This is a genomic window from Candidatus Nitrosocosmicus sp. R (genome assembly GCF_054408505.1).
In genome coordinates this window covers 1,119,028-1,142,326 of sequence record NZ_CP167090.1, presented here as the reverse complement: position 1 = coordinate 1,142,326, position 23,299 = coordinate 1,119,028, and the positions used below count along the sequence as shown (strand labels likewise).

Here is a 23,299-nt window from a genome sequence, read left to right as displayed (position 1 = left end):
AAGAATATAAGGATAAGGAATTTATTAATCAACTCAAGAATAGGTAAACTATATTTGTCAAAGAGTGACAACATTTGGTATCCTTATACACAAATGCATGATTATACCAAATATCTAAATAGGAGAATTATTAGATCTGGCAGTGGTTTTTATTTTTGTGATAGCGAAGGTAACAGATATCTAGATGGAATATCTAATATGTGGTGCAATGTTTGGGGATTTAGCAGTAATCGAATTACAAAAGCAATGATCAATCAGATTAAACAGATACCTCACACAACTATTTTTGGAATAGGAAATGATAAATCAATTGAGCTATCGAATGAATTCTTAAAACTAGCTAGAGGCCTGAACAAAGTATTTTTCACGGATAACGGTTCCTCGGCTATAGAAGCCGCACTAAAGATTGCTATACAATACTGGAATAATCAAGGTAATTTGAAGAAAACTTCATTTATGTCAATAGCTGATGGTTATCACGGCGACACTATTGGTGCGATGTCAGTAGGTTATGTTGACAAATACTTTAAGAGTTACAAAAGGTTGTTATTTAAATGTCATGTAATCCCGAGTCCTAAAAAGGTAACCCTAGATGGGATAGTTAATTTAGAAAATTTAAATCTTTTGCTAGAAAAAACAGAAAAGATAATTGAGAAAAATGCGGATAAAACTGCAGCACTAATAATGGAAAGTGGTGCCCAATTGGCTGGAGGGGTTAATATTTATCCAACGGGTTATCAAAAGAAAATTAATGAAATGTGCAAAAAACATAACATTTTATTGATTTTAGACGAAATCGCGACCGGGTTTGGACGACTCGGAAATATGATCGAATACATACCCCAAAGAAGCGTTCCGGACATTGCATGTTTTGGCAAAGCAATCACAGGGGGTTATTTTCCATTAGCCCTTACATTAACATCCAAAAAAATATTCCAAGAATTTTCTGGGGATTTGGGAGATCGAAAACACTTATTTCACGGTCACACTTATGCTGGACACCCAATTGGCTGCACAGCAGTTCTTGAAAATATAAAAATGTACAAAGAGAATCATCTGCTTGATAAGATTAGATCAAATAGCAAGCAACTTAAGAAGAGGTTACAAGAATTTCAATTTATTCCAATTGTAAAAAATGTTAGAGCGAAAGGATTGCTGGCAGGATTTGATCTTGCATTCAATGGTAAACCCATTACTATGGTGGATAACATACCCATTAACTATTTTGTGATAAAAGAATCACTCAAAAGAGGTGTCCTACTCAGGTCTCTTGGAAATACCATTATTGTAATTCCTCCTTTAGCCATAGACTCACATTCTCTAAATAAGATAATGGACACCCAACTAGAGATTGTTTTAGATATTAATAAAAGAATTGTTAGCTAGGAGCAAGATTTCTTAGATTTTTGTACAAGGTTGCTTTTGAAATTCCTAAATCCTTCGCAATTCTTAATTTAGATTTATTTTGAGAAAGGTGACTAATTAAGTCAGCAGTGTTCAGTACTTTTCTAGGTCTTCCTATTTGTTTTCCCACTGATTTAGCTCTAATAATGCCGTCTTTAGTTCTTTGAACTAACAACTCTCTTTCTCGTTCTGCGACCCATGTCAGTATGCCAAGCATAAGCTTTCTGATACTTGGTTCAGTTGTTTGAAGAAAAATTTCCCGTGGAGAGCAGGAAATTAATGGTGAATACTGTTCGATAGCTTTAATAGCTTCAAGGGTATCCCAAAAAGTGCGACCCACCCTCGAAAGTTCATACACCAAAACTGCATCGACAGATTCTATTGCTACTATTTTTAAAAGTTCTTGGAATCCCTTTCGGCCAATTGCCGCTGTTTTTCCGCTAATTGAAGAGTCTTCGAAATAATCCAAGATCTGAAAATCATGTGACTGAGCCCACCCTTGCATTGCCAACTTTTGATTTAAGACTGTTTGTTCTTCCGTACTCACTCTCAAGTAAGCAAACGCATATTTCATAACGACTTTTCAAATTTGAGAGTAAAAAAAAGGTAGTCAAATTAGTACGAGCAGATATAAAAAAAAATTGAACCAAAATTCAATAATTTGGAGTAAAAAAAACGGTCTATTTCTAAGACGGTATGAAAATCGGTCCTTTTTCAGACGAATTAATATTATTACAGTTCAGACGAATTCCGCTTTTGACTAGTCATTTAGGGTAAACTTAAATACTAATATAAGTAAGTCTTTATAGAAATAGAATTATCAAATGAGTAATTTGACTAGGGACTTCATCCACCAAAAAATGATTGACGTTTTCTCAGATAAAGAAGTTAATTTTCAGGAAGCATTGGAATTAATTAATTCTGCTGATCTTGATTTCCTCGCTGATTGTGCAAATCAAATTACGTTGAAATTCGGGGGTGACAAAGTTGATGTCGAAACCTTAGTTAATGCAAAATCTGGTAGATGTCCAGAAGATTGTTCTTTTTGTTCACAATCAACGTTTAATACCACCAAAATTGAAAAATATCCACTATTAGCCCCAGAGTTGATTTTGGCACAGGCAGAGGCAGCAAAGGATAATGGGGCGAATAGTTTTTGTATAGTTTGTGCTTATAGAGCTCCCCCAGAACAGGACTTTATCCAAATATGCAATACTATAAAGTTGCTAAAGGAAAGGCTCGACATAGATGTTAATACATCTTTAGGTTTTATGACTAGAAAAAGAGCTGAAATATTAAAGAAGTTAGGAGTTAAAAGATACAATCATAATTTAGAAACGTCCAAGAGCATGTTTGATAAGATTTGTACTACCCATACTTACGAAGATAGAATCAACACTGCTAAAATTGTCAAAGAAGTTGGATTGGAGTTGTGTAGTGGTGGAATCATCGGCATGGGAGAAACCATTGAACAAAGGATAGAATTGGGTATTTCTTTACAATCTTTGAATCCTGACGAAGTACCTATAAACATGTTAATTGGTAGAGAGGGCACTCCACTCTTTAACAAATTTTCAATTTCTGAAGAGGAAATAATTAGGACAATTGCAACTTATCGCTTTCTAATGCCTAGAACAATCCTAAAAATTGCAGGGGGGAGAGAAGTTCATCTTAAAAAGAATGATAAAAAAGTCCTAAAAGCAGGCGCTAATGGAATTATTAGTGGAGGATACTTGACCACAAAAGGAAATAAACCTCTTGAGGATATTAGAATGTTAAAAGAGATTGGACTCAGGCAAAAGTAATTCACATTATTTTCAAGAGAAGTTACGAGAATTACGTAAGGAGGATCTATACAGAGAGCTCCGAACTATTGAAAAAATCTCAGAATCAGGAAAAGGAACAAATGCATCTACCGTAATTAATTTTTCATCTAATGACTATTTGGGATTATCTAAGAACACATTTTTAATAAGAAAGTTAAAGAACCTGCATACTTCAAGAATATCACAATGTAGTTCGAGATTAATTAGTGGAAATACAGAAAGTTTAGAAAAACTGGAGAAAGATCTCTCAAAGCATAGGAAAACTGCCTCATCATTGCTCTTTCCAACAGGATTCATGGCCAATTTAGGGGTTCTCGGATGTATTTCTGATAGAGAGACCATTATTTTTAGTGATGAATTGAATCATGCAAGCATAATAGATGGATGCAAGATGTCCCCAAGCAAAATTTATCCATTTCCTCATAATAATATGATTGAATTAGAAAAGAATATAAAAAAACATGGTAACAAACGAAAAATAATAATAACTGAAGGAATTTTTAGCATGAATGGTGATATGGCCGACTTAGTTGAAATTGTGCGCATTTCAAATAAAAATAATTGTTTACTAATAGTGGACGACTCACATGGAGATTTTATTATAGGTAATAGCAAGTTAACGGATTGTAGCGGAACCCCAAGCTACTTTGGGGTTAACAAGTCGGTAGATATCCATGTTAGTAGTCTGAGCAAAGGACTTGGTTGTTTCGGAGGCTATGTTAGCTGTTCGAAGTTAGTAAGAGAATATTTAATTAATAAATCCAGATCATTTATCTTTACCTCTGCACTTCCGGATTACTTGGCCGAAATAGCTATAATGTCAATACAATTAGCAAAGAGAGGGGATCTCCAGCCAAAGTTGTACAGAAATATTGATTATTTCTACAAAATAGCAAATGAGCAAAAAATTATCATTCGTAAAGTCGAAAGAAGTCCCATAATTCCACTTTTAATTGGGTCTGAAAAAAAAGCTTTGGAAGATCTCGAAAAAACTATTAAGACAGAATTTCTTTGTACAAGCAATCCGATATCCTACTGTAAAGAGAAATGAAGCACGATTGAGGATATCACTAAATACTAATCATACCCAAGAACAAATCTGTGAACTTTTAAATCATATTGCCAAATTAATTAGAGATTAAATTTTTTTCAATGTTATTTCATAATTCGAATTATGAAATATTGTCTTTTTGTTAATAACACTATTATCATAGTAATAACACTATTATCATAGTAATAACACTATTATCATAGTAATAACACTATTATCATAGTAATAACACTATTATTATGATATAATGTATTTATAAAAGAACGAATAAGATATAAATTCCTATTATAGGTAACCTTTTTCGAGTCGTAAATAGGAAAAAATATATTTTAAATCAAATCAGTTAGTTTGTTTTGAAAGGAGTAATATTAGCGGGAGGATTTGGAAAGAGGCTTAAACCGATCACAGATAACCGCCCCAAACCGATGATAGAAATTCTAGGGAAGCCCATTATAGAATGGCAAATAAAGCTATTATCTAAGAATAATATAACAGAAATTATCATTTGCGTTGGCTATTTGAAAGAACAAATCATAAATCATGTTGCAAGTGGAAACAAATTTAAGGTTAAAGTTGCTTATATGGTAGAAGAAGAACCATTAGGGACCGGTGGCGCGCTGAAAAACACTCGATCTCTCCTAAAGGATGAAAAAAATGGCTTCTTTATGATTAATGGCGACATATTAACTAATATAGATTTTAACACCTTATCTTATAAGAACGATTATAACTCTATTGCAGTTGTTCCGCTAAAAAGCCCCTATGGGATTGTAGATTTTAATGATCAGCAATTTGTGACTGGATTTAAGGAAAAACCGGATATAATCGATAAATGGATCAACGCAGGTATCTATTTTTTTAATCAAGAAATTTTTGACTTCTTACCTGATAAAGGAAACATTGAAACAACAGCACTGCCTGCCATGGCAAACGAACAAAAATTAAAAGCAAAAAAATTTGAAAAATCATTTTGGAAATCGATTGATTCCCACAAGGACATCGAAGAATCATCCAAAGAACTATCAAGGATAAATTCAAAATAAATATGAAGGAAAAAATAGGATATAGTATTGGATCATTATTAGAGTTAAAAGAAATCCTCGAATTTGCTTCAATCGTTGACAAAAATGAAAACATTCATTCCATCTGGGCTCCAGAGTCTTGGGGGAAGGAAGTTTTCTCAACTCTTGGGGCCATATCCCAGGTTACAAACAGAGTGAAAATAGGGACATCCATTGTAAACATCTATTCTAGATCCCCAGCAACTATTGGGATGGGCGGAATAACGCTGGATACTCTCTCGAATAGACGTGTCATATTGGGCCTTGGTACCAGCACCTCTGTATTAGTAGAGAACCTTCATGGGATTAAATTTGAAAAACCATTAATCAGAATGAAAGAATATGTTCAATCGATAAAACTGTTGTTAAAATCGAAATATGTTACCTATCATGGACAGACTGTAAACATAAAGAATTTTAAGTTGCTTGAACACTCTAGGGATGATATTCCTATTTATGTTGCTGCTGTAAATCCAGGAATGATTAACATAGCTACAAAGTATGCAGATGGAATCATCCTTTACCTAAAACCAAAAGATGAATTAAAAATGGCGATTGATAACATCAAATTTAAAGATCAAAATCGAGAATTTATGAAGGCGTTTGTAATTATAACCTCCGTTAGTAATAAAGATCCTAGTCTGGCATCTCTCAGAGCTGCTAGAACTTTGGCCTTTTATATATCAGTGGGCAGAATCTACTATGAATCATTGGTTAAAACAAAATACAAGCCAATAGTTGAAAGGATCTATAATGATTACAACAAATATGGTCTAACAGAGTCAATGAGGAACATTACGGATGAGATGCTTAATGATTTTGTCATTACAGGTTCTATAAATGATTGCAATAGTCAAATCAAACGCTGGAAAAAAATCGGTATCGATTTACCAATCTTACAAATGAATCCTGTAAAAGATAATAACGGTAATTTTAACTACAAGGATTTTACTGAGTTATGGAAATAGCAATTGATTCTTCAAGTACTCAAAAATTTACCAAGCCTTCAGACTTTACACTAGCTGAATTAGCTAGTAAATCCATAATAGAATTACTTGGGAAAACGAAAATTCAAAAGGCTGAAATAGATGGTCTAATTGTATCAAGTAGCTCTAACGAATCATACTTAGGCAATATAATATCAGAAATGATAGGAATCAAACCAAAATTTTCTACCAAGGTCGAAAATTTATGTAATTCAGGTACCAGTGGTATTATGCTTGCCTACTCGTTGATAAAATCTGGGCTATGCAAAGCAGTATTAGTAACAGGAGCAGAAAAGCAGAACAGTCAAGGTAACAAACTAACATGGGATAGCTCAAGGGGACAATATGACATGCCAATTCACTGGGCTTCACTATATGCCCAAAATCATTTTCGAAAGTACGGAACCACTGAAGAAGATTTAGCAATTATTTCTTTGAAAAATCATGCCAGTGCTAACAAGAACGTAAATGCATTTTTCTATGACAAACACTTTACTTACTCATCAATAATAAATTCAAAAATGTTAGTAGAACCATTAAAAAAGTTCGACTGTTGTTATCCTTGCGAGGGATCGTCGTCAATACTTGTTTTGTCAGATACAATGGCAAAGAGAACTGAAGTACCCGTTTGGATCAAGGCTATATCCCAGGATAACCAAGGTGCTAGCTTTGGATCCATTTCAAATGATCTTGATTCCATATTATCAACGAGAATAGCAGCAAGAGATGCCTTTGAACAATCGATGTTGGGACCTAAAAACATTGATATCGTAGAGATACATGATGCATTTACTATTTTAGAACTCTTAGCCTATGAGGATATTGGATTTGTGAAAAAGGGTCAGGGCAGAAAATTCATACAAGAAAGCGCACCCTACACAAATGTGAGAGGAGGGTTACTTGGATGCGGTCATCCCATTGGCGCCACTGGGATTGATCAGACCAACGAAATAGTACTTCAATTACAAGGAAAAGCAGGTTTAAGACAAAAAAAAGGTTGTAAGAGAGGTCTAGTTCACAATATGGCTGCTGCAGGTACGTCCACTACTGTGATAATATTACAAAAGTAGCGCAAGATGAAGTTATTAGAATTCATTATTAAAAGCGCTGCTAAAGGCACGTTAATTACCACATATTGCTTTAGTTGTAAAATTCATTTCTGGCCGCCAAATCGTTATTGCAATACCTGTTTCAAGAAAACTGGATTTAAGAAAATCAATAGAAAGGGTGTCCTACTAGAAAAATCATTTTCTAATCTTCCAGACATAAAAGGATATTATGGTATAGGTGAATTTTCAGGTATAAGAATAATTGGAAGCGTTGATAAAAATGTATTACCTGAAGATACAATAAGGATTTCCCAAGTAGGTATTAAAGATAACAAGTTAGATTTGGAATTCTCCAAAATTAAAAGATTAAAATAATTATTAACAACATATGTACAATGATTCTCAATGGGTTATGAAGGATATCTGAGCGACAGAATGCTTATGAGTAGAGACGCATTAAACCGAAAACAGATTAAAATAAAAATCATTGAAGAAGACGAAAGACTTCGCGACTTCTCTAAAAATGGGGACAGGGTATTAATTAAAAAAATTTTATTGATAATTCAAAATCTGGAAACTGAAGAGATAGAAGAGATAGAACTTGATATAGAAGCACTTGAAAATAGAATGAAGAAAGAAAGACTATTTACTTCTTCAAATAGGTGGGTTCCCAGGATAGATATAAAAAATAATTTTGTTTCGGGTAGCAGACACATTTATTTATTATCCGATGCAATAGCGTTAGACATAGTTTCGTTCTAATTTAATCAAAGCGCCGCTGATCAGACTCGGACTGATGACCTACTGGTTAACAGCCAGTTAAGCTTCATAATGCATCCATCATGAATTTGCTCTACCAAGCTGAGCTACAGCGGCACTATGCTAATAAAAAATGTAAAGAATAAATAAATGTTATGTTTACTACTTTAATGTCCTAGGCAAGAACTAAACGTTATGCTCAAATGTAATTAAATCTAAAAATATTAAATAGATTACTTTTTCATAAGTATTTAGTCTTTGAAGTATATGTATACCCCATCAAGAAACACCCTAGAGTCTTTATTTTTTATCTTTGTAGATGATTCTATATTTGCAGCTGTTTGGGATACATGTTCAATATTTGGTCCGGTAATCAAAATATCATCACCATGCACAGTAACCTTAGTATCCTTTCCAAGTATCTTTGATATTCTAGCTGAACGTTCTCCAAAAAAGTTTTCGATAAAAACCTGTTGTCCCTTAATCTTGACGGATATGGGAAAGTGTGCAAACACTATTTTTAATTTATATGTGAATCCAGTTGTAGAACCCTTTATCATATTTCGAATGAGACTATGCACAGTATTGACCAGTGCAAAATCGCTTTTTCTATTTCCGTAAGATCTTATTGTAATTTTTCCTTCGCTAATTTCTATTAATGCCGGAATTTTAGTAAAATCCTTTTGAACTTTTCCATTTGAGCCGTTTGCTGTAATTAAGTTCTGATCCTTATTCACCGATACGCCATCTGGAATAACGATCTCATTTGTGTAAAATTCGGGTTTAGTAGACATAACCTATTAGTGCACCTCCTAAACCTTCATTTTGGGCATCATGGTGAGACATAATTCCTTTACTGGTGGATACTATTAATATACCCATATTATATGATGGAAGAAACTGACGTTCCCAATCTAAGTATCGATCCTTCTTTACACTAAACCTAGGAGTAATGATCCCACACTTATTAATTTTCGCTAACAGTTGTATTCTAAACTTACCCAATCTCCCGTCATCGACTTGTTCGAATTCTCCAATATATCGTTGCTTTTGCATCACCCTCAAAACTTCGCTTGAGAATTTTGACGCGGGTAATACTATGCATTCTCGCTTTCTTCGCATTTCGTTATTATACAAAGTAGTAAATAGATTAGATAAAATATTTAATGCTGGCATTCAATAATCACCTATTCGTATTTCCTGAACCCCAGAGCAAAGGCAACCTCTCTAAAACATCTTCGGCATAACATAAGATCATAAGAACAGATCATGCCACTAAAGGATCCACATCTTTTACACCATCGAGTACCCTTGCCATGGGCCAACTTCTTCCTTCCGGTGAGGGCGTAATCTCTAATTTTAATTTTCAATTGACTTCAACTCCGAATTGAGTCTTAAAGAATTCAATGGACTCATCTTTTGTAATTTTGTGATTCTTGCCAATTTTACTGGGGTTTCTCCTTTTTGAAATTCTGTAGCCGGGCCTCATTAATGCGGCACATACATCCATTCCAAATATACCAATATCAGGATTATATTTTGTACCAGGAATGTCAATATGTTCATGGATTCCAAATGATATGTTACCATTATTATCAAATGATGAATTCTTTATCACATTCCCCTTTGATTCCATTATTCGTCTTAAAAAGTTTGTGGCATCTGTTCTTCTCATGGTAACCATTGCGCCTATAGGCTCACCTTTGTGGATGCCAAAGTCTCTGACGCTTTTTTTCGCACCCCTCACACTTGGAGTTTTTCCGGTTAGCTCAGATAAAGCATTCTTGGCTTTCTCAACAGGATCTCCCGATTTGCCTACTCCAATATTAATTACCACCTTAGATACATGAATTTCTTTCATTGGGTTTATCTTATTTTCACTCATTAACTAACACCTCTAATACTGGTTTTTCAACACCGACAGGCATTACTATGTCCACAGGCAATTCCACGGTTTTTTCATCTAGTGTCAACACTACTCTCTTAGGTAACGAAAACATACCGTCCTTGATCTCTTCTACCTTTCCAATTTTGCCAGCATTTTCCCCCTGAACTACAAGAATATTACATCCATTCTCGAATTTAATGTGTTGTTCTATATTTATTATAGGAATCGTTACCAAACAGGAATCGCCAACATTCATATCCTTATTATCCGATATCAAGGTTTTACCATCGTGAAAACCATATTGGATCTTGCTTCCTCGATAACTCACCTTACTAGTGATTTTTAACAATTTTATTGTTTTTTCTGTTGTTTGAGCTGGGACTAGTAATTTTGAACCCTTAGGCACCATTCTATAAGCCATACCACTCGGTACTATCTCCACAACATCCATGATTCCTACACCAAAACGCCCATCTCTTCTTATTTTACCATCCACTTTGATTTGTCCAGAATTTAGTATTCTCTTAGCTTCAGTCAGATTTGAACACAAATGCAAAACATCGCGAATCAATACCCCGATCGAATAGCATTTTGTCTTTGAATAAGGACCAGGTTTAGGTGCCAGAATGAAAGGGGATTCTTTACGCTTAATATCCCAGAATTTAGGCGCCATTTGTCTTTTTAATTTTGTACTACCACTTTTTTTTACCATTTAATTTTCACTTTTTTTCCTCATTTTTTTCAGGTGTATTCACTGTTTGTTTTCTTGACGATTTATTAATTTGTTCCTGATTTCCTATCTTATTCTTTCGATATTTATCATCTAGATGTAATGAGGTTATACGTACATTGGAGGCATGAATCTGAACTTTAACTTGACCGCCTTTGATTTTTTCCCTTTGAACACCTTCTATACTTAATCTTCCTTTCACAGTATTTAGTTTCTCTACTTTTCCTTCTACTCCCTTATATTCGCCTCGCATGATTTTGACTGAATCGCCTTTTACTATTCTCAAACTCTTGGTATTATACTCCTTCTTCAGGTTGTTGGATAAATTCGAACATATATTATTTGATTTTCTTTTCATTTTTTTCACTTAGATAATCATGGATGCTAAATTAGCAATTCTAGGCCACTTTTCAGCAGCTTCTGCAGCTACTGGCCCCTTCAAGTCTGTTCCTTTAATTTCGCCTTCTGTTGTAACCAAAACCGCAGCATTATCTTCAAAAGATACTCGGACACCATTCAGCCTCCGGATTGGATATTTCTGTCTGACTATGACGGCCCCAAAAATTTGTTTTCTGAGTTCGGCTGGCCCTTTTTTTACAGTAACTGTAACGAAATCACCAACTGCGGCTGCAGGTAGTCTCGAATGCCTTCCCTTGTATCTTGTAACTTGAGCAATTTGTAGTATTTTTGCACCGGTATTGTCTGCACAGACAAGATTTGCCATGATTGGAAGTGCTCTTGTAACATACGGCCTAAATTCTTCTACTCCTCTCGAAGATACGGCTCTTGATTTAGTTGACAAGATTATTCACTTACCTCCACTACAGCAAATGAAATGGTCTTCGACAAAGGTCGACATTCTGCAATTTTAACTTTGTTTCCATCAGACACATCCATGCAGTCAGAGATGAAAGCATGAATTTTGGATTTGCTTCTCTCATATCTTTTATACTTGTCTACAAATCTGGAATATTCTCGCTCTACTACAACCATGTTTTTCCCTTTATGACTAACTACAGTCCCTACTATCAATTTTCCTCTTAGTGACAGGGAACCACAAAAAGGACAATATCTGTTAGTACATGTTTTCTTCGGAGCTTTTACTTGGATACCAATATTCTTAGCCATGATAATCACTTTAGTATGTTAGCTAGTTCCTCGGGTCTGCCTAATAATCGCTTGCCATCAAGTGTATAAGTTCCACTAGAATGACAAATTTCATATTCACAGATTTCATTTTTTGGAATCTTTATGACGTTTTTAGTCTTCCCGTTAATCAAATATAACATGTTCTTCGTTTCGTTTACAATAATTCCAGATCTGTTCGAATTCCTTATATTACTAGATTTAATAATATTAACAAATCTACCAAGACACTCATTAAAATGTATTAAATTTCCTGTCTGCATTTTCTATTTCTTAACCCCAGTTCTTTCATTCATCAAGGTAAGGATTCTCGCAATGTCCCTTCTCTTCCATCTAATAACTCCAGCTTCTTTCTTTAAAGTCCCTTTAATTGACTCAGAGCGAAGCTTAGCCAAATCGACCTTCAAATCACTTAATTTATCCTTAAGATCATCGTCGTTAAATTGTCTTAATGTTTTGGTTTTATTTCTTGACAATTATTTATTTATCTCTCCGCTTTTTTCTAATATTTCTTTCTGCTGTTTTTCTTCATTTGGTTCTTGCATATTACTTTCAGTAGAATCTGACAAATTCTTATCATCTGGTTGATTTTTTTGATGGTTATGATCTTTAAAATTAGTGATGAGTTCAAATTCTGGCGGCGTAGCATTTTTTATCGCAATTTTTAGTCGAATTCCCATGATTCCCATTTTTGTTAGAACATGTGTGATCCCTTCACGGACGACTCTATCAGCCATATTGCCACTTTTAGGAATAATCCCAGAAGAATGTTTTTCAAAATGAGCTCTTTCACTACGTAACTTTCCAGAAATGGTAACCTCAACGCCGAGTGCCCCAGCATTCTTTATTGTATTCACTGTCCACAATGCAGCTCGCCTGAAAGCAGTGCCTCTTTCAATGAGTTGTGCTAACCTGTTACACATTATTTTTGGATTTAGTTCTGGTACTTCTACCTCAACGACTGAAATTTGTGGATTTGTTAATCCGAATTTCACCTCCAACTTAGATGTAAGATCTCTAATACCACTGCCCTTCCTTCCAATAACGAGTCCTGGTCTTGTTACATACAAGGTTAGTCTAGTACCCAGGGGTGATTTTTGGATATCAGCTCCTCCAAAGCCGGCATCCTTTAATTCCTCTTTTAGAAATTCGTCTAATTCTGTATTACGATAATTGTTTTTTAGCACGTTTTTGATTGCATTCAATTAAGACGACCTGCCTTCCATGGCTACAATTTCAACATGAACTAAAGTATCATATTTGGGACTTGCTCTTCCCATGGCTCTAGGAGTGAATCTTTTCAATTTTGTACCCTTATGTACAACTACGGAAATGATTTTAAGTCTATCCAAATCCATTCCCTTGTACTCTGCGTTAGATTCTAGGTTGTCTAGTAATTTCAAGAACTCGGATGTTGATTTGTGTGGATATCTACCAGAGCAAAATCCATCTTGGATATTTGACCTATGAGCTACTTCATTGTTATATCTCCGGAACGGGACTGCTATTTTTCTTATCAAAACATCCTCCAGGAACTCCCTTGCTTTTTCTATGCTCTTGTTGTTTATAGCTATAGCAATTTCTCTGGAATGCTTATGTGAAATAGATTTGTCCCTTATTGCGGCCCTTACATGTCTTGACTTCTCATACTTTTGAAATGAATAAGAATATTCTGGCATCTATATCACTTCAATGGGACATACAAGCTTGAACGTGATGAACCAACACCAGGTGCTCCATGTTGAACTCGTTTATTCGTAATAGCGTATTCGCCCAGATAATGACCCACCATTTCTGGCTTTATAACGTAAGAGACAAATTCTTTTCCATTATGTACCAAAACTGTTAATCCGATCATATCTGGCAAAATAATCATATCTCTTAGATGAGTTTTCAATTGACCTTTAAGTTTACCATCCCTAGCTAATTTCAAATCTTCTCTGAATTTTCTCTTTTCGTCATTCATATAGGTAGAGAGCCTCTTGTCCAAGGATCGTCTTTGCCTTGAGTTTAAGAGCGGCATGAGAGTTTCAATTGATAGTTTTTGGATTTGTTCTCCGGAATATCCTTTGAATTTAAATTCACGTACCATTTTTTACATACCCCTAAACTTAAATTTTAATTCAGTCTTTATAGCAAAATTTTCCATATTTTACACTAAACCTAAATTAGTTGCGAGCTGTCTTGCGCCATCCACATTCTTGAATTTCATAATTGCTTTCTTACCTCTAATGGTATTAAAAGTATTTACTTCGCTAATCTCTGCTTCATAAATTATCTTCATAGATTTAATGATTTGACCTTTAGTCGCCTTATTATGGACGATAAAACTAAGTTTATTCTCTTTTTCTATAATATTGAATGTCTTTTCGGTCACATAAGGCTCAAGAATTATTTTACTTGCGGTATCAGCACTAATTTCAATTTTTTTATTATACAAAAATTTATTCATGTCAGGTTCTCCAGGATCATATTTTTCGGAATTTTCAGGTTACTCAATTCGTCTAATGCATTTTGCGAAAACACTACTAACCTTATTGGTCTTGCACCGGGAGCAAGGTCTAAAACGCTTAAATCCTTTACACATTTTACACCAATCCCCGGTATAGATTTATCCAATTTCAATAACTCACACTCTGTATTTCCAACAATTATCAAAGCACTTTTGCCAATACGATTAGGACGGCCTCTTCTCTTGGCTTTCCCTGAACGCTTCTTGATTGATTGTTCAACTCTTTTAATATCTTCTTCTAAACCTAATAGGCGTAGAATATCAAGCAAGTTTTTGGTTTTACCCACATTCTCAATATCGTTAGTTACTACAATAGGAAAAGACTTTATGCTTCCTATTGAATGACCTCTGCTGATTACTAGTTCACTTTGACGGGTTGACGATATAGCAGACAGAAGAGCGATATTATTTTCCTTCTTGTTCAGTTTTTTATGAGTGACCTTCCAAGATTCTGGTGGATGTGCAAGTCTGCCTTTTCTAACACCTGCTACTCCGGCTGCTTGTCCTGCACGAGAAAATCCCTCACCTTTTGCTCTTGCAAGTCGAGCGATTCCTAAACCGGTATTCCTAGATTCAGCGCTTACTATCTCCCCGGCAGCTGGATACCTACCCTGTTTCTGGAAACGGTGTGAATACAGATTGACGAATGCTTTTTTAATTATCTCAGGACGATATGGAAAATTAAATAATAATGGTAAATCTATATCCCCGGTTTGATTACCTTTTAAGTCGAAAAGATTAGTTTTCATTTACACAATTACCTCCAATACCTTGGGTTCGCTTATTTTTGATTGTTTGCTCCTTATTGGTTGTCTCAACTTTATTAATCTCTTTGGTACTCCAGGTATAGTTCCTCTAACTATCATATAATCTCCATCCACTAACCCAAAATGTTTGAACCCTCCTTTTGGATTAATATTTACCAATTCAGTATTATCTGAATTTGACATTACTAGGATTCTTTTATTATATTCGGTACGCTGGTGAAACCCTCTTTGTCCTTGTCTTGCCACAGTATACATTACCACTGCAGGTGAGATTGGTCCTAACGTTCCAACAGCTCTAACACTCTTTCGTGATTTGTGTTGTTTTCTTTTAACACCAAATCTCGTAACTGGACCTTCAACACCCTTACCCCTGGTAATCCCATGAACATCGATATTCTGTCCTGTCTTAAAAACATCAGTTACTCTCACTTCTTGACCTAGTTTAGATTTTAAGAATTCAAACTTGATCTTATTATCGCCTCCTGATACTGGAATTTCGTAAATAAATGGAACTTTTTGTGATATCCCAATTTTATTAGGAAAAACTGCGACTACAGCGTTTAAATGCTTAACAGATTCGATCATTCCTTCTGCTTTTTTTAATCCATCCTCCGAATACTTTATTTTGTACTTTGAAGATAAATCTTTAATACTTTCTTTAGCATAAACATCGAATATCGCATGCTTACCATATCCATCTTCAGAATAACCTCGGATTCCAACTATTTTTAAAGGCGGTAAAGATATCACTGTAGAATGATTCATTAATGGTTTACCATAATTTGGAGTCTTTTCCTTATCATCAATTGTCATTACCTGAATTTGACCTACTTTAAAACCGGCAAATCCAACCAAGCCAACATTATCACGACTAAAATTTTCGGGCCATGTTCTTACTCTAGCTTCTAAGCTTTGTGCTCTGGCCCGTGGTCGAAATGCGATGCTACCTCTTCGTGGTGCGCTATATTTTCGGTGACCCATAGATACAAAAATTTTTCCGATCCCATTAATAAGTTTATTATCGCTATAAACTGACTACAAGGTAGGTAAATAGATATTCAGGATAGACAAAACACCGTATATTGACTCTTCTAATCTAACTGTTTGAGTACCTTGATTTGGGAAGAAGTTAAAGGAATAATACTTGGAAATGTTCATTTTCTCCTTTGACAAGATAGAATTCAATCCAAATTTTGGTGATCCAAATACGACTAAGATTGAATTGTTGTTTAAAGATCTATTCACTTTAGAAAATTCATTCTCATAAGGATTAAAGTATTTTGAATATTTAGATGTAAGGATAATGTTTGATACAGGAAATTTTTCCATAATATTTTTTAGTTCTTTTATTTGATTTACATTGTATCCCCAGTATTTTTCTGTTATTTCGTTTTTTTCGATATCAATCGCATTAATGTAATTTTTATGCTTTAGTAACTTTACATTTACTTTCCTACCATCATGCTTAAATTTTCCATCGTATTTGATTGGAAATCTTAATCCAACATCTACAAAATAGATATCCCTTCTTTTCTCAACAACTCCAACCCTAATTTCCCCAGTTTTGACGTCACTTATTTCTATACGGTCCTTATGATGATGTGATCTTATTGGATGAAGCTTTCCAACGTTTTTCAATATTTCAAGTTTAGGATATATTTTCCTTCTTAAATACTGGGGTGTATCAAGATATTCAAGGATGGTTACCATGAATTGGAGATCATCCTTGCTCGTATTCAATAATTTATCGTGATAAATAAATAAGTTATTGACTCTAAAAATCGATAATGCTCTTGATAATTGAAAGATTTTTAGGGTTTTATCAATTTCTGTCGAAACGTCATACAAGAACGAATCTGGAATAGAAACATCAAATTTCAGTGAATTTGAAATATAAATCACCGTTCATTTAGTAACTCGTTCACTGCTCCTTCCAAATAACCTTCAGATCCAAAAAAACTATACCTCAATATTCCTTCTTTATCTACAACTATAGATGAGGGTGTCCCCCTCAGTCTATAAGTCTCAAATGTCAATGCCGAGAATTCCTTATTCTGTAAATAATTTCGTACCTTGTTAATAAGGTCTGTTTTATCTTTGTCTGAAAATGTAGAAAAATCAGAAAAATATATTTCAATAAAATCAAAAATCATCTTGTCTGAAACTTCGACAGGCATTCTGATAACTTTATCAAAAGCTACTGGAAATGGTATCTTGTAATATAACTTGTTTTCATCAACTAATTTACCATGCTGTTTTAGTGCTCTAAATGTCTCTCCAATTACTTGATTTTCTGAGAGCAAAGTTTCAAGGTTTTGTAGGGTGTTCTTGTCATAATCTTCGAATGCAGTTGCGACTCCTAATACCTTAACATTTTTGTCCTTAAATTTTTCATACAGGGAAATTGCCTGCGGAATTCCATATAGAAAACATCCTGGACAATTAACTTGAAACACTTCAACAACGACTACATTTCCGGCCAATTTATCTATATTTGTAGGAGTACCTTGTACCCATTTAGAAACTTGCAAATTAGGTGCTTTGGAACCAATTTCTATCGCCATTGATAATCAATTTTTCAATAAAATAAGAATTATTTAAATGGTCGTATAAACAATTAAAGTACTATTTTGAAAAAATAAATCAAAACAAGTTAAGATTGACTTTCTTTATCTTGAACTTGTTTTGAATAATTCTCTATTTCTTCTAACGGCATCATTCGCAAAGTTTTTGATTTTGAATCAATGACAGCCAATCTAATGTGTTTAGTGCCGGTCTTTTCTTCACTGACCATGAAAATAGATTCAATTGCAAGTACACAAGCTTTATCGAGACTAATATCATTCCTATAAGTCTTTTCTAAGTGTTCAGTTACTTGTTCGCTTCCTGCACCAATTGCCACAGCATCGTATCCGATGTATGTACCACTTGGGTCAGTAAGATACAAGCCTATTCCATTCTTGTCGACACCAGCCAATATCAATGCGACACCGAATGGCCTGGCTCCAGCATATTGGGTATACTGTTGAGCCATATCAGCAAGGTTTTTTGCAACGCCTTCAACGTCAACTACTTCATCATAAATGAGGCGATTGCTCTGGGCAAAAAATCGTGCGTGGTCAACCTGAGTACGAGCGTCTGGAATATACCCTGCTGCGGCAAGACCTATATGATCATCTATCTGAAATATTTTTTGAGTTACATTAGATATCTGCAATTTTCTCGTTTTCTCTTCTACTGCAAGGATTACACCATCTGTGCTTTTAATCCCTAAAGCTAAAGTGCCTCTCCTAACGGTTTCAATTGCATATTCAACCTGATATAATCGCCCATCAGGTGAGAAAACAGTAATTCCTCTATCATAACCTGCTGCTGCTGGTAACAAATCAACTAGATTACTTCTAAATCTTTATTTATAGTTACCTTAATTAAAAAATAAAGGATTATTTAACCAATAATATGAATAAAGTTGGCCAGTTGTTAACAGAAGAAATCCAATTTTGTGGCCATAAGAATATTCGATCGCTCCATGCTCGAACTATAGAAATCACCAAAGATCCTAATTTGACACCAAGTGGTGATTGTATTATAGGAGTCAACGCAACCAAATCATGTTCAGATCTAACGAGTGGCATCAAGAATAGGATCAGGAGTAACCAATCTTTTATAAAAATAGATTTGGTTGTTGAACCGTTTACCTTCAAAATACATGGGTTTGGGAATGATAACCTTCTCCTTACACATGCTCACGATATTGTTTTAAGAAGGAGCAATTTTATTTGTAATCGGACCCTGTGCCTAAGTTGTAATGTTAGTGCCATACACGTTCCTAGGAAGATGGTAGAGTTATTGAGAGACCCTTCAAAAAAAGGCCTGCTAATCATAAGTATAGAATAAATAACGATGACCACCCAATAATTTGCTTCATTAGTCCAACCTCGTAAAAGTAGCTCCTGTTATGCGCTCATAAGCATCAATGTACCGCTGAGACACTTTTTCGATTATATCCTTGGGTAACTTTGGAATATTTGGTTTAGTATTAGTAATATTGCATTTTTCTACTTCTTGTCTGAAGCCGATTTCTTGTAGCCAATCTCTTAATATTTGTTTGTCATAACTATCCTGAATCTGTCCAACTTGGTAATCATCTTTATTCCAAATTCGAAATTCATCAGGTCCAATCGAATCTCCGAGGATTATTTCTCCTGTCGTTGGGTCTTTTCCGAATTCAAACTTGATATCTGAAAGAATAAAACCGCTAGCAGAAACGGTGGTATCTACTTGCGTAAACAACTCTAGGGATAGCTCTTTTATTTGAACTAATTCCGTTTGACTTACTATCTTATCTTTAATAATTTCTGTTTCCGTGATAGGTATGTCATGTTGATCAGATTTAGTAGTCGGATCAAACACAAGACCGGGTAATTTTGAAGCTAATTCCAAATTCTTATCTGCAAAATATTCCTCCTTCCCAGGAATATCTATAGTATCCTGAAGATACCTAGAATATAAGCTTCCATATAAGTATGATCGAACTACGCACTCCATTGGAATCATGTTCAGCTTTGCTACTTCAATCTTATTGGCATCTATTCTTCTCCTAAGGTGGTTTTTCCCTTTCAAGATCTTAAACCAAAAAAGCGCAAAATCACACAGGATTTTTCCTTTATAAGGAATTTCATCGTTTAGAATAACGTCAAAGGCAGATATTCTATCAGAAAAAGAAAAAATTAATGTGTTGTCATTGGTTTCATAAATATCCTTTACTTTGCCTTTTTTGATTAGTTTCAACTTGATAAACTTTCCACATGTTAATTATAAGTTTTAAATTGATTGGTTTGTAATTTACTCTGTAATTATTTGATAGTTAATCCCACTGAGAAAATCCTTTTGCAATTGTTAACGTTCCTAGATTCTGACGAAGGTATTAGAATCGAATCCAAATCAACTAGTAAAAAAATGTTCATTAACAAAAATTTACTGGGAAATTACGTAATACTTTTGAATTATACCTGTACAAAAAATATGAATAATTTATTGAATTCTAGAATAAATTATGCGTATGGTATGAATTGCAAATCTGATGAAATTGTTTACCTTAATACGCTTTATGAAGTGCTGGATTTAATCCACAGTGAATTTGAGGATATTGAAGTCAACGGTTATTGAACTCGATAAAATCAAAAATCAAATATCGGTATTAAGATCTTTTCCACTTATAGTATACGGTTCCAGCTTTACATGATGCAATCAGATTTGAGTTCGTATAAGTAGATTCAACCTCAAGTTCAGACAACAGAGAGTCTATATTTTGCTCCTCATTTTTAGACTCTGCAAAGCGATTAATAATCTCTTCTTTAGAAAATTCCGTGTTGTTATGTAATTTTAAGAAATCAAAAAATTGATCTTTGTTCAACATTGCAAGTTTATAGGACTTTAAGATTCATAAATTTTTGGATTAAATTTACTAAGGAAAGAAATTTATTTAAAAAAATTCAGTAATATTATAATTATTGGATTTGACAAGAATTTTACTACTACTCATATTAGTTTTCTTGCTCTATTTCACTCAAAGTACTTTCCATGCCGTACTTGCCGAAACAAAAAATATCTTGTTTAAAGAAAAAAGCTTGGATTCAAAGAGCAGCCGACTTGATGTCAACAATACCTTTGCACTTTCGGGATTCCTGGTTTCCACCTTGAATACATCGCTAATTCCAAATAACGGATCCAATGAAAATAATCAATTAATTACGTCTTCACCTCTTGGTATGAATATTCAAAATTCGTATCAAACTGAATCACCTACGCAACGGAATGATAGCGTAATCAGCACAGACAGTTTACAATCAAACATGAACTTAAGTCAGAGCACTCGTGAGGATACTACTGGGACAGGTCAATTGAATCAGACCGATAACTTATCAAATAATTTGGTTTCAATGCTTTCGGGTATTATTATTCAATCGATTGAAAAAGGAAATCCAACCATTAGTAACTATGTAAATGCTAATGACTCTGGTAGCCTCATTAATACGAATATTTCAACAATAGTTTCCGGCAATTGGGAGATGAATATTAATTCTTCGAAAGTTGAATTTTTTGATTCAAAATTCGTAATGATCTCCTCAAATGCCAGAGGATTTCACTGGCATACAGTTAACAATTTCAATGGCGATGGAAATGTGTTTTTTGGAAATGATGACACCATATTTATCGACGGAACAGTAGACTTTTTTACAGATGATAAACTTGTATCTGAGAATAGTAAGGTAGTATTGATACTCAATAATTTTGAGCTAATTCAAATTATTTTCCTTGATAACAAAATAGCCGATCATTTTCATAACTTTCCACTTTATGGGATCATAGATTCCATTGAAATAAAAAATTAGGTGAAGTTTTTTTTCATATATTTTGGTATCGGAGAGGTTATAGCACCTTCTGATGCAGATCTGACCAATGTTGCATATTTTGCTAGGGCCCCTGACCGGTACCTATTTTTTATAGGTTTAAATTTCTTGATCCTATTTGTGAATTCTTTCTTTGAAATCTTGAGATCAACCGTTTCTTTGAGTAAATCGATCTTGATATTGTCACCATTTTTGATTATTGAAATTGGTCCACCCACCATTGCTTCTGGAGACATATGCCCTATCATAAATCCCCTGGTTGCGCCAGAGAATCGACCATCAGTGAGCATAGCAACTTTTTCACCCAACCCTTGACCCACAATGGCCGCTGTCACTGCAAGCATTTCCCTCATTCCCGGTCCACCCTTCGGACCCTCGAATCTTATAACAACAACTTCACCTTCGCTGATTTCTCTTTTAGAAACAGCGTCAAATGCAGATTCTTCTGAATGATAAACTTTTGCAATCCCTTCAAATTTATCTTGTTTCAATCCTGCAATTTTGATTACAGCGCCCTCTGGAGCCAAATTTCCGAATAAAATTTTTAACGTTCCTTCTTTGTGTATTGGATTATCGACAGTTCGAAGGATATTTCGAAATTCCGTTTTTTGTGCTTTATAGTAAGACTTGGATTTGCTAAAGTCATAGGACTCGAGATTTTTTTTCATTGTCTTACCAGTAACGGTCTCTACGTTACCATTTAAGATACCTTTATCAAACAATGATTTCAAAATTACAGGGATGCCTCCAATATTATCCAAGTTCAACATTACGTAACTCCCACCCGGTCTCATATTTGCAATATGAGGCGTTTTTTTTCGTATATATTCAAAATCCTTTATATCCAAATCGATTCCTGTTTCACGCGACAGTGCTAATATATGAAGTATCGCATTAGTCGAACCTCCTATCGCATTTGCCATCATGATCGCATTTTCGAATGCTTCGTAAGTCATTATATCCCTAGGTTTCAAATCGCTGAGCAAGAGCTGATCTATAGATTTTCCCGTTTCAAAGCAAATTTTGTGCCTTTCTTCACTTTCCGCGGGTGGTGTTGCACTCCCCGGTAATGACATCCCTAAGGCTTCGCTTATGGACGCCATGGTATTAGCGGTATACATTCCTGCACATGATCCGGCCGATGGGCAGGCAACATTTTCTAGACTTGTCAATTCTTCCAAGCTCATTTTACCAGCATCATATGTTCCCACTGCCTCGTACACATCCTGAATCGTAACCGGATTGCCATTCCAATTACCAGGAAGAATGGTACCGCCATAAACGAAGATGGAAGGTAAATTGAGTCGAGCCATAGCCATTAAAGTTCCCGGTAAGCTTTTATCACATCCGGAAATTCCCACTATTGCATCATATTGATGTGCTCTGACCATAACCTCAATCGAATCCGCAATGATCTCACGGCTAACTAGAGAGGATTTCATCCCTTCGTGTCCCATTGCAATCCCATCAGAAACAGCTATGGTAGTAAATTCCCGAGGAGTATTTCCAGAGTCCTTCACACCTTCCTTAGCTTTTTGAGCAAGTTTCCCCAAGTGAATATTACATGGGGTTGCCTCATTACAAGTACTAGAAACTGCTACTAAAGGCCTACCAAGAATCATCGTCTGAGAGACCCATCGACTTGTACATTGCCCTATGAGGCGCTCGGGATGCTCCTTCAACTGTTTTTCTGCTAGGTAAAATCAT

The 23,299-nt window shown here is 34.8% G+C and carries 33 protein-coding genes, 1 tRNA gene and 1 pseudogene; 11 read left to right on the top strand and 24 right to left on the bottom strand.

Translation table 11 applies throughout. The annotated features are described in order from the left end of the window. Positions 1 to 54 precede the first annotated feature (54 nt). Positions 55 to 1,386, top strand: a complete 1,332-nt coding sequence (bioA, locus tag AAGU22_RS05955; RefSeq protein WP_458721282.1) for an adenosylmethionine--8-amino-7-oxononanoate transaminase — start codon at positions 55 to 57, stop codon at positions 1,384 to 1,386. Here bioA and AAGU22_RS05950 read toward each other — a convergent pair. After that, entirely contained in the window at positions 1,379 to 1,978 is a 600-nt protein-coding gene (locus AAGU22_RS05950; protein ID WP_458721281.1) for a recombinase family protein, read from the bottom strand. The genes bioA and AAGU22_RS05950 overlap by 8 nt on opposite strands. A 286-nt stretch (positions 1,979 to 2,264) precedes the next feature. On the opposite strand from AAGU22_RS05950, the gene bioB reads away from it, so the two are divergent. The 7 genes from bioB to AAGU22_RS05915 all read left to right on the top strand — a co-directional run bounded on the left by bioB (position 2,265) and on the right by AAGU22_RS05915 (position 8,139). Continuing rightward, on the top strand, positions 2,265 to 3,209 hold the full coding sequence (gene bioB / locus AAGU22_RS05945) for a biotin synthase BioB (RefSeq protein ID WP_458721280.1): 945 nt from the start codon (positions 2,265 to 2,267) through the stop codon (positions 3,207 to 3,209). Continuing rightward, positions 3,190 to 4,281, top strand: coding sequence for an aminotransferase class I/II-fold pyridoxal phosphate-dependent enzyme (locus AAGU22_RS05940; RefSeq protein WP_458721279.1), 1,092 nt, complete (start codon positions 3,190 to 3,192; stop codon positions 4,279 to 4,281). The genes bioB and AAGU22_RS05940 overlap by 20 nt, the downstream gene beginning before the upstream one ends. A 353-nt stretch (positions 4,282 to 4,634) precedes the next feature. Next, positions 4,635 to 5,324, top strand: a complete 690-nt coding sequence (locus AAGU22_RS05935; RefSeq protein WP_458721278.1) for a nucleotidyltransferase family protein — start codon at positions 4,635 to 4,637, stop codon at positions 5,322 to 5,324. A 2-nt stretch (positions 5,325 to 5,326) separates the two neighbouring features. Further along, a complete protein-coding gene (locus AAGU22_RS05930) occupies positions 5,327 to 6,310 on the top strand; it encodes an LLM class flavin-dependent oxidoreductase (RefSeq protein WP_458721277.1) in 984 nt (327 codons plus the stop codon). After that, positions 6,301 to 7,398, top strand: a complete 1,098-nt coding sequence (locus AAGU22_RS05925) for a thiolase family protein (protein ID WP_458721276.1) — start codon at positions 6,301 to 6,303, stop codon at positions 7,396 to 7,398. Before AAGU22_RS05930 ends, AAGU22_RS05925 begins: the two co-directional genes overlap by 10 nt. A gap of 6 nt (positions 7,399 to 7,404) precedes the next feature. Next, on the top strand, positions 7,405 to 7,752 hold the full coding sequence (locus tag AAGU22_RS05920; RefSeq protein WP_458721275.1) for a hypothetical protein: 348 nt from the start codon (positions 7,405 to 7,407) through the stop codon (positions 7,750 to 7,752). 30 nt (positions 7,753 to 7,782) lie between these two features. Beyond that, on the top strand, positions 7,783 to 8,139 hold the full coding sequence (locus AAGU22_RS05915; RefSeq protein WP_458721274.1) for a hypothetical protein: 357 nt from the start codon (positions 7,783 to 7,785) through the stop codon (positions 8,137 to 8,139). Between the two features lie 11 nt (positions 8,140 to 8,150). Here AAGU22_RS05915 and AAGU22_RS05910 read toward each other — a convergent pair. The 20 genes from AAGU22_RS05910 to psmA all read right to left on the bottom strand — a co-directional run bounded on the left by AAGU22_RS05910 (position 8,151) and on the right by psmA (position 18,564). Beyond that, positions 8,151 to 8,253: transfer RNA gene (locus AAGU22_RS05910), tRNA-Asn, on the bottom strand. A gap of 134 nt (positions 8,254 to 8,387) precedes the next feature. After that, positions 8,388 to 8,930 (bottom strand): 50S ribosomal protein L6, encoded by a 543-nt coding sequence (locus AAGU22_RS05905; protein ID WP_458721273.1) that lies wholly within the window; start codon positions 8,928 to 8,930, stop codon positions 8,388 to 8,390. After that, positions 8,920 to 9,312 carry a 30S ribosomal protein S8 gene (locus AAGU22_RS05900; protein ID WP_144732809.1) on the bottom strand — a complete coding sequence of 131 codons (393 nt, stop codon included), beginning with the start codon at positions 9,310 to 9,312 and terminating at the stop codon, positions 8,920 to 8,922. The genes AAGU22_RS05905 and AAGU22_RS05900 overlap by 11 nt, the downstream gene beginning before the upstream one ends. A gap of 11 nt (positions 9,313 to 9,323) precedes the next feature. After that, entirely contained in the window at positions 9,324 to 9,494 is a 171-nt protein-coding gene (locus AAGU22_RS05895) for a 30S ribosomal protein S14 (protein ID WP_458721755.1), read from the bottom strand. A gap of 8 nt (positions 9,495 to 9,502) precedes the next feature. Further along, positions 9,503 to 10,021, bottom strand: coding sequence for a 50S ribosomal protein L5 (locus AAGU22_RS05890; protein ID WP_458721272.1), 519 nt, complete (start codon positions 10,019 to 10,021; stop codon positions 9,503 to 9,505). Further along, entirely contained in the window at positions 10,014 to 10,736 is a 723-nt protein-coding gene (locus AAGU22_RS05885; RefSeq protein WP_458721271.1) for a 30S ribosomal protein S4e, read from the bottom strand. Before AAGU22_RS05885 ends, AAGU22_RS05890 begins: the two co-directional genes overlap by 8 nt. Before the next feature lie 7 nt (positions 10,737 to 10,743). Continuing rightward, positions 10,744 to 11,112, bottom strand: coding sequence for a 50S ribosomal protein L24 (rplX, locus tag AAGU22_RS05880; RefSeq protein ID WP_458721270.1), 369 nt, complete (start codon positions 11,110 to 11,112; stop codon positions 10,744 to 10,746). Between the two features lie 9 nt (positions 11,113 to 11,121). Beyond that, complete coding sequence (locus AAGU22_RS05875; protein WP_458721269.1) at positions 11,122 to 11,556, bottom strand: 50S ribosomal protein L14; 435 nt, start codon at positions 11,554 to 11,556, stop codon at positions 11,122 to 11,124. A 2-nt stretch (positions 11,557 to 11,558) separates the two neighbouring features. Continuing rightward, positions 11,559 to 11,882, bottom strand: a complete 324-nt coding sequence (locus tag AAGU22_RS05870; protein WP_196815748.1) for a 30S ribosomal protein S17 — start codon at positions 11,880 to 11,882, stop codon at positions 11,559 to 11,561. A gap of 5 nt (positions 11,883 to 11,887) precedes the next feature. Further along, on the bottom strand, positions 11,888 to 12,163 hold the full coding sequence (locus AAGU22_RS05865; protein WP_458721268.1) for a ribonuclease P protein subunit: 276 nt from the start codon (positions 12,161 to 12,163) through the stop codon (positions 11,888 to 11,890). 3 nt (positions 12,164 to 12,166) lie between these two features. Beyond that, positions 12,167 to 12,376 carry a 50S ribosomal protein L29 gene (gene rpmC / locus AAGU22_RS05860; protein WP_458721267.1) on the bottom strand — a complete coding sequence of 70 codons (210 nt, stop codon included), beginning with the start codon at positions 12,374 to 12,376 and terminating at the stop codon, positions 12,167 to 12,169. Then, on the bottom strand, positions 12,377 to 13,105 hold the full coding sequence (locus AAGU22_RS05855; protein ID WP_458721266.1) for a 30S ribosomal protein S3: 729 nt from the start codon (positions 13,103 to 13,105) through the stop codon (positions 12,377 to 12,379). It lies immediately after the preceding gene. Then, on the bottom strand, positions 13,106 to 13,579 hold the full coding sequence (locus tag AAGU22_RS05850) for a 50S ribosomal protein L22 (protein ID WP_458721265.1): 474 nt from the start codon (positions 13,577 to 13,579) through the stop codon (positions 13,106 to 13,108). 5 nt (positions 13,580 to 13,584) lie between these two features. Then, on the bottom strand, positions 13,585 to 13,992 hold the full coding sequence (locus tag AAGU22_RS05845; protein WP_144732838.1) for a 30S ribosomal protein S19: 408 nt from the start codon (positions 13,990 to 13,992) through the stop codon (positions 13,585 to 13,587). A gap of 60 nt (positions 13,993 to 14,052) precedes the next feature. Then, positions 14,053 to 14,352 carry a 50S ribosomal protein L23 gene (locus AAGU22_RS05840; RefSeq protein WP_458721264.1) on the bottom strand — a complete coding sequence of 100 codons (300 nt, stop codon included), beginning with the start codon at positions 14,350 to 14,352 and terminating at the stop codon, positions 14,053 to 14,055. After that, positions 14,349 to 15,161 carry a 50S ribosomal protein L4 gene (gene rplD, locus AAGU22_RS05835; RefSeq protein ID WP_458721263.1) on the bottom strand — a complete coding sequence of 271 codons (813 nt, stop codon included), beginning with the start codon at positions 15,159 to 15,161 and terminating at the stop codon, positions 14,349 to 14,351. Before rplD ends, AAGU22_RS05840 begins: the two co-directional genes overlap by 4 nt. Beyond that, complete coding sequence (locus tag AAGU22_RS05830) at positions 15,162 to 16,160, bottom strand: 50S ribosomal protein L3 (RefSeq protein ID WP_458721262.1); 999 nt, start codon at positions 16,158 to 16,160, stop codon at positions 15,162 to 15,164. A 54-nt stretch (positions 16,161 to 16,214) separates the two neighbouring features. Continuing rightward, positions 16,215 to 17,081, bottom strand: coding sequence for a putative RNA uridine N3 methyltransferase (locus tag AAGU22_RS05825; protein WP_458721261.1), 867 nt, complete (start codon positions 17,079 to 17,081; stop codon positions 16,215 to 16,217). Then, positions 17,078 to 17,743: a peroxiredoxin family protein gene (locus AAGU22_RS05820; protein WP_458721260.1), complete on the bottom strand. Its 666-nt coding sequence runs from the start codon at positions 17,741 to 17,743 to the stop codon at positions 17,078 to 17,080. Before AAGU22_RS05820 ends, AAGU22_RS05825 begins: the two co-directional genes overlap by 4 nt. 89 nt (positions 17,744 to 17,832) lie before the next feature. Next, positions 17,833 to 18,564 (bottom strand): archaeal proteasome endopeptidase complex subunit alpha, encoded by a 732-nt coding sequence (psmA, locus tag AAGU22_RS05815; RefSeq protein ID WP_458721259.1) that lies wholly within the window; start codon positions 18,562 to 18,564, stop codon positions 17,833 to 17,835. 74 nt (positions 18,565 to 18,638) lie between these two features. Here psmA and AAGU22_RS05810 point away from each other — a divergent pair, with 74 nt between their 5' ends. Next, positions 18,639 to 19,076: a DUF371 domain-containing protein gene (locus AAGU22_RS05810; protein ID WP_458721258.1), complete on the top strand. Its 438-nt coding sequence runs from the start codon at positions 18,639 to 18,641 to the stop codon at positions 19,074 to 19,076. A 30-nt stretch (positions 19,077 to 19,106) separates the two neighbouring features. Here the strand turns inward: AAGU22_RS05810 and purC are convergent, their stop codons facing one another. Next, positions 19,107 to 19,970, bottom strand: a complete 864-nt coding sequence (purC, locus tag AAGU22_RS05805; RefSeq protein ID WP_458721257.1) for a phosphoribosylaminoimidazolesuccinocarboxamide synthase — start codon at positions 19,968 to 19,970, stop codon at positions 19,107 to 19,109. Between the two features lie 69 nt (positions 19,971 to 20,039). Between purC and AAGU22_RS05800 the strand changes: the two genes are divergently transcribed. Then, positions 20,040 to 20,348 carry a hypothetical protein gene (locus AAGU22_RS05800; RefSeq protein WP_458721256.1) on the top strand — a complete coding sequence of 103 codons (309 nt, stop codon included), beginning with the start codon at positions 20,040 to 20,042 and terminating at the stop codon, positions 20,346 to 20,348. Between the two features lie 31 nt (positions 20,349 to 20,379). Here AAGU22_RS05800 and AAGU22_RS05795 read toward each other — a convergent pair whose 3' ends face one another. Next, positions 20,380 to 20,598 (bottom strand): hypothetical protein, encoded by a 219-nt coding sequence (locus tag AAGU22_RS05795; protein WP_458721255.1) that lies wholly within the window; start codon positions 20,596 to 20,598, stop codon positions 20,380 to 20,382. A gap of 94 nt (positions 20,599 to 20,692) precedes the next feature. Between AAGU22_RS05795 and AAGU22_RS05790 the strand changes: the two genes are divergently transcribed. Further along, positions 20,693 to 21,574: a hypothetical protein gene (locus AAGU22_RS05790; RefSeq protein WP_458721254.1), complete on the top strand. Its 882-nt coding sequence runs from the start codon at positions 20,693 to 20,695 to the stop codon at positions 21,572 to 21,574. On the opposite strand, the pseudogene ilvD reads toward AAGU22_RS05790, so the two are convergent. Next, positions 21,571 to 23,299, bottom strand: a pseudogene (gene ilvD, locus AAGU22_RS05785) (dihydroxy-acid dehydratase). The gene AAGU22_RS05790 and the pseudogene ilvD overlap by 4 nt on opposite strands.

Bases quoted from the DNA above. Each gene is read 5' to 3' on its own strand.
- AAGU22_RS05795 (WP_458721255.1), bottom strand. From the start codon at position 20,598: ATGTTGAACAAAGATCAATTTTTTGATTTCTTAAAATTACATAACAAC.
- AAGU22_RS05905 (WP_458721273.1), bottom strand. From the start codon at position 8,930: ATGTCTACTAAACCCGAATTTTACACAAATGAGATCGTTATTCCAGAT.
- AAGU22_RS05830 (WP_458721262.1), bottom strand. From the start codon at position 16,160: ATGGGTCACCGAAAATATAGCGCACCACGAAGAGGTAGCATCGCATTT.
- AAGU22_RS05840 (WP_458721264.1), bottom strand. From the start codon at position 14,352: ATGAATAAATTTTTGTATAATAAAAAAATTGAAATTAGTGCTGATACC.
- AAGU22_RS05885 (WP_458721271.1), bottom strand. From the start codon at position 10,736: ATGGTAAAAAAAAGTGGTAGTACAAAATTAAAAAGACAAATGGCGCCT.
- AAGU22_RS05890 (WP_458721272.1), bottom strand. From the start codon at position 10,021: ATGAGTGAAAATAAGATAAACCCAATGAAAGAAATTCATGTATCTAAG.
- AAGU22_RS05865 (WP_458721268.1), bottom strand. From the start codon at position 12,163: ATGCAGACAGGAAATTTAATACATTTTAATGAGTGTCTTGGTAGATTT.
- AAGU22_RS05915 (WP_458721274.1), top strand. From the start codon at position 7,783: ATGGGTTATGAAGGATATCTGAGCGACAGAATGCTTATGAGTAGAGAC.
- AAGU22_RS05845 (WP_144732838.1), bottom strand. From the start codon at position 13,992: ATGGTACGTGAATTTAAATTCAAAGGATATTCCGGAGAACAAATCCAA.
- bioB (WP_458721280.1), top strand. From the start codon at position 2,265: ATGATTGACGTTTTCTCAGATAAAGAAGTTAATTTTCAGGAAGCATTG.
- AAGU22_RS05920 (WP_458721275.1), top strand. From the start codon at position 7,405: ATGAAGTTATTAGAATTCATTATTAAAAGCGCTGCTAAAGGCACGTTA.
- AAGU22_RS05900 (WP_144732809.1), bottom strand. From the start codon at position 9,312: ATGCCAGCATTAAATATTTTATCTAATCTATTTACTACTTTGTATAAT.
- AAGU22_RS05930 (WP_458721277.1), top strand. From the start codon at position 5,327: ATGAAGGAAAAAATAGGATATAGTATTGGATCATTATTAGAGTTAAAA.
- rplX (WP_458721270.1), bottom strand. From the start codon at position 11,112: ATGAAAAGAAAATCAAATAATATATGTTCGAATTTATCCAACAACCTG.
- AAGU22_RS05950 (WP_458721281.1), bottom strand. From the start codon at position 1,978: ATGAAATATGCGTTTGCTTACTTGAGAGTGAGTACGGAAGAACAAACA.
- AAGU22_RS05810 (WP_458721258.1), top strand. From the start codon at position 18,639: ATGAATAAAGTTGGCCAGTTGTTAACAGAAGAAATCCAATTTTGTGGC.
- AAGU22_RS05820 (WP_458721260.1), bottom strand. From the start codon at position 17,743: ATGGCGATAGAAATTGGTTCCAAAGCACCTAATTTGCAAGTTTCTAAA.
- AAGU22_RS05870 (WP_196815748.1), bottom strand. From the start codon at position 11,882: ATGGCTAAGAATATTGGTATCCAAGTAAAAGCTCCGAAGAAAACATGT.
- rplD (WP_458721263.1), bottom strand. From the start codon at position 15,161: ATGAAAACTAATCTTTTCGACTTAAAAGGTAATCAAACCGGGGATATA.
- AAGU22_RS05850 (WP_458721265.1), bottom strand. From the start codon at position 13,579: ATGCCAGAATATTCTTATTCATTTCAAAAGTATGAGAAGTCAAGACAT.
- AAGU22_RS05925 (WP_458721276.1), top strand. From the start codon at position 6,301: ATGGAAATAGCAATTGATTCTTCAAGTACTCAAAAATTTACCAAGCCT.